The sequence below is a fragment of the Microbacterium sp. AR7-10 genome (assembly GCF_001878835.1).
Lineage (GTDB): Bacteria > Actinomycetota > Actinomycetes > Actinomycetales > Microbacteriaceae > Microbacterium > Microbacterium commune.
This window is the reverse complement of sequence record NZ_MJIR01000085.1, coordinates 1-7,087: the sequence shown is the minus strand read 5'-3', so window position 1 is coordinate 7,087 and position 7,087 is coordinate 1. Positions and strand designations below refer to the sequence as shown.

Here is a 7,087-nt window from a genome sequence, read left to right as displayed (position 1 = left end):
GGTATGAGTTTGTGCCGCTTCTTGCACCGGGAAGCGGCACGAACTCATACCGGAGCGAGTAGCGGTTGGGGTGGGGGAGGAGGGGGTCAGGCGCGCGCGAGGCGGCGCTCGGCGAGCAGGGGCACGGCGCGCTCGCGCGCTGCGCGTCGCGCGGTCGCCACGGCGCCGAGCGAGACGACCTCCGCGCCCAGCGACGACGCGAGCAGCTCGGGTGCTGGAAGGTGCAGCTGATCGGGCAGCACGGCGCGCGCCGCGGCGACCACGGGCTCGATGCTCTCGGCGATCGCCCCGCACACGATCACGCGCGCGGGGTCGTACATGCTGCCGAGCACGCCCACGATGCGCGCGAGTTTCTCTCCGACCCGCGAGCAGACGAGCACCGCGTCCGGATCGCCGGCGGCGGCTGCCGCGAGCACCGTGCGCGGATCGATGCGGGCGGCATCCGAGAGCCCGCCGACCGGCCCCCGGCCGTCGATCTCGCCGAGGGTCACGGCGGCGCGCACCTCGTCCTGCACCGCGTAGCTCAGACCGAAGGCCGAGCCCACGCCGATGATGTGATCGAACACGATGCCCTCGCCGACGCCGCCGTGCGCACCGTGCAGGAGGTGACCGTCGATGACGACCCCGCCGCCGAAGCGCTCACCGGCCAGCAGAGCGACGTAGTCGCGGCATCCGACCGCCTCGCCCAGCGAGCCCTCCGCGACGGCGGCGACGAGCGCGTCGTTCTTGACCTCGACGACAGGCGCCCGGTCGGCGAGCGCTGCCGCGAGGCCAGGGTTGGTGCGCTCCCAGAATCCCTGCGGATGCGGCGGAGAGGCGCCGTCGCGGTCGACCGGAGCGGCGACGCCCACGCAGATCGCCAGCAGCGACTCGGGGGTCTGGCCGGCTTCGGCCAGAGATCGATCGAGGTGCTGCAGGATCGTGGCTCGTCGTTGCGCCGGGGTCTGCCGGGGGTCGAGTTCGACACGACGATGCGCGAGCGTGGTGTCGAGCAGATCGGCGATCGTGACCGCGAGATGCGTGTCGCCCGCGTCGATGCCCGCCACCACACCGAGGTCGGGGGAGAGCGTGAAGCGCCGGGCCGGGCGGCCGGCGCGATACGCTCCAGCCGCTCTGGCATTCGGCAGCTCCGTCAGGATCTTCGCGCCGACCAGGGTGGCGAGCGCTTCGATCGCGGTGGATCGGGTGATGGAGATGGATGCCATGGCATCCGTCGCCGTGAATTCTCCCGCGGTCCAGGCGTAGTCCAGCACCGCTCCGACGCTGGCTCTGCCGGTGCCGAGATCTGCGGAGATATCGCTCACAGGTCTTGACCTCTTCCCTCCCCTCTGAGAGAGTACCGGCAAGCGATTAGATCTAGTGATTAGATTTACTCTCTGGATCTTCAGATCGAAAGGACGACGGTGTCTGTGAAATCTCCTCGCGCGGTGCGCGCGGCGGCGAGCGCTGCGGCGCTCGCGCTGCTCGGCTCCGCGCTCGTCGGCTGCTCGTCAGACGGCCGCGAGACCATCCGCTTCACGTTCAGCAAACGCGAGGCGATCGAGTTCATGACGAAGGTCGTCGCCGACTACAACGACTCGCAGGACGACGTGCGCGTCGAGATCGACACCTCGGGTGTCGACGTCGTCTCGGCGAGCTTCGTCCGGGGAAACCCGCCCGACATCATGCTCGCCAACTACAACTACGAGGTCGCTCGGTTCGTGCAGCGCTGCGCGCTCAGCGATCTCGGCGGCACCGACGCGGCGAAGAACGTGCGCGACGACCTGCAGCCGCTCATGGCGCAGTACGGCTCGTGCGAGGGGCGCACGAGCGCCCTGCCGTACTCGGTGATGGCCGCATCGGTCATCTACAACAAGCAGATCTTCGAGGAGCAGGGGCTCGAGGTGCCGCGCACCTGGGACGAGCTGCTGCAGCTCGCCGACCAGCTGACAGAGGCGGGCATCACCCCGTTCTACGGCACGTTCAAAGACGACTGGACCGTCGGTCAGGGGTGGTACGACTACTCGGTGGGCGGTTCGCTCGACGTGCTCGACTTCTTCGACGCGCTGGCGAAGGAGGGCACCGAGGTCGGCCCCGATTCGGAGGTGTCGTTTCAGAAGGACTTCGCCGAGCCGATGGATCGGATGCTGACCCTCGCGACCGAGTACACGAACGATGACGCACCCAGCCGCGGCTACGGCGACGGCAACCTCGCCTTCTCACGGGGCGAGGCGGCCATGTACCTGCAGGGCCCGTGGGCGTTCAGCGAGATCGCCAAGACCGCGCCCGACCTCGAACTCGGCACCTTCCCGCTGCCGATGACCGACGACCCCGACGACCTCGCCGTGCGGGTGAACATGGACCTCGCGGCGATGATCCCGGAGGAGTCGCGGCACCAGGAAGCCGCCAGGGACTTCCTGGAGTACCTCTACCTGCCCGAGCACATCGAGGCGTACAACGCGTCGCAGCTCGGGTTCACCCCGCTCGAGGGTGCGCCTGCGCCGGACGATCCGCGCATCGAGGGGATGATCGAGTACTACGACGACGGCCGCATCTACCAGGGCCCGTCGGTGCTGGTGCCCAAGACGATCCCCGTCTTCAACTACGCGCAGGCCATGGTGCTCGGGGCCGACCCCGCCGACATCCTGCGCACGATGGACGCCGACTGGGCGCGCATCGCCTTCCGCGCCCCGGCGCCCACCAGCCAGACGAAGGAGTCGGCAGAATGAGCACCACCTCCACGGTCATCACGCAGGGCGACCGCACCCGCCGGCGCAGCAGTCGCCGCGTCGAGCCGATCTACTATCTCTTCCTCGTCCCCACCCTCGTGCTGTTCACCCTGGCGATCACCGTCCCCGGCGTGATCGGCATCTTCTTCAGCTTCACCGACTCGATCGGGCTCGGCGACTGGAGCTTCAACGGGCTGACGAACTACATCGCGATGTTCAGCGATCCGGCCATCCTGCAGAGCTACCTGTTCACCTTCGGGTTCTCGATCGCCACGGTGATCGTCGTGAACATCGTCGCGTTCCTGCTTGCGGTGGGGCTCACCTCGCGCATCCGGTTCAAGACCGGCCTGCGCACCGTCTTCGTCATCCCGATGGTGATCTCGGGCATCATCATCGCCTACGTCTTCAACTTCCTGTTCTCCAACTCGATCCCGGCGGTCGGAGCGGCGACGGGAATCGGGTGGCTGCAGACGAGCCTGCTGGCCAACCCCGACCTCGCGTGGGTCGCGATCGTCATCGTCACGGCGTGGCAGGCCATCCCGGGCACGATGCTCATCTACATCGCCGGGCTGCTGTCGGTGCCCGGTGACGTGTACGAGGCGGCGTCGATCGACGGCGCAACCAAGACCCAGCAGCTGATGCGCATCACGGTGCCGCTGGTGGCCGGGTACGTGGTGATCAACGTCATCCTCGGGTTCAAGGGCTTCCTGAACGCCTACGACATCATCGTCGGTCTCACCAACGGCGGACCCGGCACCTCCACCCGCAGCGTCGCGATGACGATCATCGCGGGCTTCAACGGCGGCGATTACGCCTACCAGATGGCGAACGCGACGATCTTCTTCATCGTCGCCGTCCTCATCTCCCTGCTCCAGCTCTCGCTGACGCGCGGAAGGAATGCGCTCTGATGACCACCCAGCCTGCTCTCACCACGGCATCCACCACCGCCATCGTCCTCGGACCCGAGGGCCGCCGACAGCGTCAGAAGATGGAGCGCGTCAACTGGTCGGGCACCATCATCCTGCTCCTGTGCGCGGTCACCGTGCTGCTGCCGCTCTACGTCACGATCTCGATGGCGTTCAAGACCACCGGCCAGGCCGTCGACGGCAACGCGTTCTCGCTGCCCGCGCCGTTCAGCGTCGACGGATTCGTGCAGGCGTGGAACCTCACAAGGTTCCCTGTCGGCGCGGCGATCTCGATGGCCGTCACCGCCGGAACCGTGATCGCGACGATCGTGCTCGCCGCCTTCGCCTCGTACGCCATCGTGCGCAACTGGGATCGCCGATTCTTCCGGTACTCGTTCTTCTACCTGCTCGCGGCGATGTTCATCCCGTTCCCGGTGGTCGCCCTGCCGCAGATCCAGCTGACCGGCCGGGTCGGGCTCGACAACCCGATGGGCGTGATCATCCTCGCCACGATGTTCCAGCTCAGCTTCAGCGTGCTGCTGTTCACCGCGTTCCTGCGATCGATCCCGATCGAGCTCGAGGAGAGCGCGCGCATCGACGGCGCGACCACCTGGCAGACCTTCTGGAGACTGATCTTCCCCCTGCTCGCTCCGATGAGCGCCACGGTCGGCATCTTCGCCTTCCTATACGCGTGGAACGACTTCATGATGCCGTCGCTGATCATCTCCGACCCGAACCTGCAGACCCTTCCGGTGCGACAGAACCTGTTCCAGAACCAGTTCAGCAACAACTACAACGTCGCCTTCGCCTCGTACCTGATGGCGATGGCGCCCGCGATCGTCGCCTACCTGTTCACCCAGCGATGGGTGATGGAAGGCGTCACCCAGGGTGCCGTCAAGGGCTGACGCCTCGGCGCCACCCGCAACCCTCCAGGCCGACCCGACGACCCTCCAGGCCCATCCATCCACCAGACCGACCAGACCACCCGCCAGACAAGGAGCTTCATGACCGACCCGTCCCTCGCCGAGCAGAACGCCACCGACCCCACCACCTGGTGGCGCCAGGCCGCCGTCTATCAGATCTACCCGCGCAGCTTCGCTGACGCGAACGGCGACGGCATCGGCGACATCGCCGGCATCCTCTCCCGCGTCGACTACTTGGCCGAGCTGGGGATCGACGCCGTCTGGCTCAGCCCCTTCTACCCGTCCGCGCTCGCCGACGGCGGCTACGACGTGGCCGACTACCGCGACGTCGACCCCCGCATCGGCACGCTCGAGGAGTTCGACCGGATGGTGCAGGCGCTGCGCGAGCGCGGCATCCACGTCATCGTCGACATCGTCCCGAACCACTCGTCGAACCTGCACGAATGGTTCCAGGAGGCGCTGGCCGCGGGACGGGGCTCTGCTGCCAGGGAGCGGTACATCTTCCGCGAAGGCACCGGTCCGGACGGCAGCGAGCCGCCCACCGACTGGGTGTCGGTGTTCGGGGGCGGGGCGTGGGAGCGCGTGGAGGACGGCCAGTGGTACTTCCACCACTTCGCCGTCGAGCAGCCCGACCTGAACTGGTCGCACCCCGAGGTGCGCGCCGACTTCGTGAAGACCCTGCGGTTCTGGTCGGACCGCGGCGTCGACGGCTTCCGCATCGACGTCGCCCACATGCTCACGAAGGATCTGACCGAGCCGCTGCCCAGCCGTGCCGAGCTGGAGGCCATCGACAGCACCACCGGACAGCATCCGATCACCGACCGCGACGACGTGCACGAGGTCTACGCCGAATGGCGCCGCGTGTTCAATGAGTACGATCCGCCGCGCACCGCCGTCGCGGAGGCGTGGGTGCAGACGCCCGAGCGACGGGCCCGCTACGCCTCGGCGGAAGGGCTCGGACAGGCGTTCAACTTCGACCTGCTGGAGGCCGACTTCGACGCGGAGCAGTTCCGCAGCCTCATCACCGTCAACCTCGCGCAGAGCGAGCTGACCGGCTCGTCGACGACGTGGGTGCTCTCGAACCACGACGTGACCCGGCACGCGACCCGCTACGGGCTCGCACCGCTGAACGGACGGCGCGTCAAGCAGGGCACGGAGTGGGTGGCCGCCGGCGGCCCCGAGGATCAACTCGACCGCGAACAGGGACGTCGGCGCGCCGAAGCGGCCACGATGCTGCTGCTCGGGCTTCCCGGCAGCACCTACCTCTACCAGGGCGAGGAGCTGGGCCTGCACGAGGTGGCCGACATCGCGTCAGCGCAGCGCCAGGACCCCGCCTTCTTCCGCGGCGCGGAGTTCGACGGCCTCGGCCGCGACGGATGCCGCGTTCCCCTGCCCTGGACCGCCGAGGGCTCGTCGTTCGGCTTCGGCTCCGACGGCGCGCACCTGCCGCAGCCGTCGTGGTTCGCCGAGTACGCGGTGGATGTCGAGGCCGCGGATCCGGCATCCACCCTCTCGCTCTACCGCGAGGCCCTGACCCTGCGCCGTCGACTGCAGACGGAGGAGCGGCTCGAGTGGCAGGACACGGGACGCGCGGACGTGCTGCGCTTCTCGCGCCCGAACGGCTGGCAGGTGGTGACGAACTTCGGCACCGAGCCGTTCGACCTCGGCGCCGAGGCGGATGCCGTGGTGCTGACCACCCAGCCGCTTCGCGCCCGCGCCCTGCCCGGAGAGGCGACCGCCTGGCTCAAGGCCTGATCCCTCTGCCACGGGCGTGAGTGGTCGGAAACGTACGCGAATCGTCGTGTTCGCGTACGTTTCTGACCTCGCCGACCCGCTCTTCGCTGACCGTCAAGCCGGGGACCGTCGTCGAGTTGAGAATGGTTCTCATTAGCATTTAGACTGGCGATCATGAAGTCGCGTCTGTTGCCCCTCGCCCTGGCCGCCGCATCCGCTCTCGCCCTGACCGGATGCACGGCCACCGCCGGCAATGCGGATGCGGACGGTGGCGCGCTGCAGATCGTCGCCTCGACCAACGTCTACGGTGAGCTCGCGGCGGAGATCGGCGGAGATCGGGTCGAGGTGACCAGTCTGATCGACTCCGCGGCGAAGGATCCGCACGGATACGAGGCGACCGCCCGCGATCGTCTCGCGGTGCAGAAGGCCGACCTCGTCATCGAGAACGGCGGCGGATACGACGCGTTCATGGACGAGCTGATCGCCGGCTCGGATGCCGTCGTCATCACGGCCGCGGAGTTCTCGCACGACTACCCGGATGCCGTCGTCGCCGACGACGAGCATGCCGACGAGCACGAGGGCCACGCGCACATCGACGGATTCAACGAGCACGTCTGGTTCGACGTGCACACCGTCTCGCACGTCTCCGAGCAGATCGCCGCCGACCTCGCCGAGATCGACCCGCCGGGCAAGGCGCAGTACGCCGCGGCGGCCGAGCAGCTGGCCGGTGAACTCGAAGGGATCGAGGGCGAGCTCGACGCCCTGCACACGACGCTCGAGGGCACGCCGGTGTTCATCACCGAACCGCTGCCCGGGG

6 protein-coding genes are annotated in these 7,087 nt (G+C 68.2%); 5 read left to right on the top strand and 1 reads right to left on the bottom strand.

Annotated elements, in window-relative coordinates:
* Window positions 1-86: 86 nt before the first annotated feature.
* On the bottom strand, window positions 87-1,304 hold the full coding sequence (locus BFN01_RS11865) for an ROK family protein (protein ID WP_071644563.1): 1,218 nt from the start codon (window positions 1,302-1,304) through the stop codon (window positions 87-89).
* Window positions 1,305-1,403: 99 nt separating this feature from the next.
* On the opposite strand from BFN01_RS11865, the gene BFN01_RS11860 reads away from it, so the two are divergent.
* The 5 genes from BFN01_RS11860 to BFN01_RS11840 form a co-directional block, all read left to right on the top strand.
* The gene (locus tag BFN01_RS11860; RefSeq protein ID WP_071644562.1) at window positions 1,404-2,708 is read left to right on the top strand and encodes an ABC transporter substrate-binding protein; all 1,305 of its coding nucleotides are present in this window, start codon (window positions 1,404-1,406) and stop codon (window positions 2,706-2,708) included.
* Entirely contained in the window at window positions 2,705-3,616 is a 912-nt protein-coding gene (locus BFN01_RS11855; RefSeq protein WP_071644561.1) for a carbohydrate ABC transporter permease, read from the top strand. Before BFN01_RS11860 ends, BFN01_RS11855 begins: the two co-directional genes overlap by 4 nt.
* Window positions 3,616-4,518, top strand: coding sequence for a carbohydrate ABC transporter permease (locus BFN01_RS11850; protein WP_071644560.1), 903 nt, complete (start codon window positions 3,616-3,618; stop codon window positions 4,516-4,518). Before BFN01_RS11855 ends, BFN01_RS11850 begins: the two co-directional genes overlap by 1 nt.
* A 99-nt stretch (window positions 4,519-4,617) precedes the next feature.
* Entirely contained in the window at window positions 4,618-6,291 is a 1,674-nt protein-coding gene (locus BFN01_RS11845; RefSeq protein WP_071644559.1) for a glycoside hydrolase family 13 protein, read from the top strand.
* Window positions 6,292-6,444: 153 nt separating this feature from the next.
* The coding region (locus BFN01_RS11840) for a metal ABC transporter substrate-binding protein (RefSeq protein ID WP_177243862.1) at window positions 6,445-7,087 on the top strand (643 nt) is incomplete at its 3' end.

Bases quoted from the DNA above. Each gene is read 5' to 3' on its own strand.
- BFN01_RS11855 (WP_071644561.1), top strand. From the start codon at position 2,705: ATGAGCACCACCTCCACGGTCATCACGCAGGGCGACCGCACCCGCCGG.
- BFN01_RS11850 (WP_071644560.1), top strand. From the start codon at position 3,616: ATGACCACCCAGCCTGCTCTCACCACGGCATCCACCACCGCCATCGTC.
- BFN01_RS11845 (WP_071644559.1), top strand. From the start codon at position 4,618: ATGACCGACCCGTCCCTCGCCGAGCAGAACGCCACCGACCCCACCACC.